Below are 2,521 nucleotides of genomic sequence, written 5' to 3' on the forward strand. Positions count from 1 at the left end.
GCGATACTTGCTGCCGATGTGGTTGGCTACAGCCGCCTCATGGGCGAGGATGAGGTAGGCACGCTCGAACGCTTGAAGGGTTGCCGTCGCGAACTGATCGACCCGGCGATCAAGGAGTACCACGGCCGCATTATCAAGCTCATGGGCGACGGCGCGCTCGTCGAGTTCGCCAGCGTCGTCGATGCCGTCCAGTGCGCTGCCGTGATCCAGCGCCGAATGGCGGAGCGCAACGAGGGCACAACTGATGCCCGGCAGATCCGGTTTCGCATCGGCGTCAATCTCGGCGACGTCATCGTTGAGGGCGATGACATCTATGGCGATGGCGTGAACATTGCCGCGCGCCTGGAGGCAATGGCCGAGCCTGGGGGTATTTGCATCTCGGGCACGGCCTTCGACCACGCGGTGCACAAGGTGGATGTCGGCTTTGCCAGTCTCGGCGAGCAGCGCCTCAAGAACATCGCCGATCCGGTTCGCGCCTATCGCCTCTTGCTCGATCCCGGGGCCTCGGGAAGGGTCACGGCCGCGCCCCACCGGCCGGGCCCGCGCGTCATGATCCTGGCMGGCGCCGCSGCCCTGGCRATTGCCGCGATTGYCGGCATTTTYGSRTGGCAGAAGTTCTCGGTGCCATCGCGGCCATCGGTTGCGGTGCTGCCGTTTGCAAACCTCGGCGGCGATCCAGGCCAGGACTATTTCGCTGACGGCATCACCGAAGATCTGATCACCGACCTCACCAAGCTTTCCGGTCTGGACGTCATCGCGCGCAACTCGGTGTTCGCCTACAAGGACAAGCCTGCAGCGCTGGCGGACGTCGCGCGCGACCTTGGCGTCCGTTTCGTCGTCGAGGGGAGCGTCCGCCGCACCGGCGAGCAGATCCGCCTCAATGCCCAGCTCATCGATACGGCCACGGGCGACAATCTGTGGGCCAACCGGTTCGACCGCGGCATGGCTGGCGTGTTCAGTGTCCAGGACGAGATGAGCCGCGAGATCGCCAAGGCGCTGGGCATCCGGGCTTCGGCGGCGGAAAGCGAGCGCATGGCGCGCCCGCCGACCGAGAACCTCGAAGCCTACGACTTCTACCTTCGGGCCGAGCAGACAGCACGGACCGGCCGGCGCGACGGGCTGCGGGAGGCGCTCACGCTCTACAACAAGGCGGAGGAACTCGACCCCGCTTTCGCCGAAGCCTTCGCGGCGGATGCAAGCACGACGGTCTATATCTGGCGCGAATCGTTCAACGACATCATGCAGAGCGCACCCGCGCGCAAGCGCGCCTATGAGAAGGCAAGCCGTGCGCTGCAACTCGACCCCGACCTTTCGTCGCCCTATGCGATTCTCGGCATTATGCAGGTCGTGGATCGCCGCTACGAGGAAGCCATCGCTTCGGCCGAGCGAGCCGTCGCACTCGGCCCCGGCGATGCAGAGACGCAAATAGCTCTAGGATACGTGCAACTGTTCGCCGGCAATCATGCCGAGGCAGCCGCCGCGGTCGAGACGGCGCTCAGGCTCGACCCCAACCTTTCACCCATCAACCGGCAAATTGCCGGTCTGGTCTTTCTCATTCAAGGTAGCAACGACAAGGCGATCGAGGCGCTCGAACGCGTTCGCGACGATGCGCCGTCAGTCGGAGATTTCAGAATTACCCTCGGTGCCGCTTACGCCCGCGCCGGCCGCCTGCAGGATGCGAGGGCGGCGGTCGCCGAGGGACTAGGTTCCATGTCGACGCCGGGGTTCGATTCATTGTCCGCATACCGGGTCAATGGTGCCCAATACCGTAATCCCCGGGATTTGGCTCTCATCATCGACGCGTTGCAGCAGGCGGGCTTGCCCGAATGGCCGTTCGGCTTCACCGGCGACGAGCACAACCGCTTGAAGGGCGAGGAGATCGCCTCGCTGGTGCTGGGCCATACGTTGCAGGGCCAGGTTGAACCCAGTCTCCAACCAGCCTTCCTTCAGATCGGGAGCGACGGCAAGGCGGCCTTCCGCTCCACGACTCGGCTGGTCACCGAGACCGTCTACGTCGATGGCGACCTCTTGTGCGAGCTGAGCGAGAATATGTTCGGGCGCCCCGACTGTGGACCTGTCTATAAACGCCGCGACGATGGAGGCGGCGGCTATTCCTTCGTCAACTCAAGCAAGGTTTTCCACTTCGCGGTGGTTCAGTAGATGCACGCGTCGGTCGCGCCCGCTCGCGTCGGAGGCGGGACTAGATTAGGCTGCAGCAAAGCCGCTTGATCGACCGGGGAGGGCGCAGGCAGGTATGGAGCGAAGGCTTACCGCGATACTTGCTGCCGATGTGGTTGGCTACAGCCGCCTCATGGGCGAGGATGAGGTAGGCACGCTCGAACGCTTGAAGGGTTGCCGTCGCGAACTGATCGACCCGGCGATCAAGGAGTACCACGGCCGCATTATCAAGCTCATGGGCGACGGCGCGCTCGTCGAGTTCGCCAGCGTCGTCGATGCCGTCCAGTGCGCTGCCGTGATCCAGCGCCGAATGGCGGAGCGCAACGAGGGCACAACTGATGCC

At 64.4% G+C, this 2,521-nt stretch carries 1 protein-coding gene and 1 pseudogene; both read left to right on the plus strand.

Features of this window, described 5'->3' with window-relative positions; translation table 11 throughout:
- The coding region (locus tag AC1D10_RS35515) for a tetratricopeptide repeat protein (protein ID WP_477279975.1) at positions 1–2,160 on the plus strand (2,160 nt) is incomplete at its 5' end.
- A 94-nt stretch (positions 2,161–2,254) separates the two neighbouring features.
- Positions 2,255–2,521 (plus strand): annotated as a pseudogene (locus AC1D10_RS35520) (adenylate/guanylate cyclase domain-containing protein); the annotation flags it as partial.

This window comes from Mesorhizobium sp. P2_A8, from assembly GCF_056404935.1.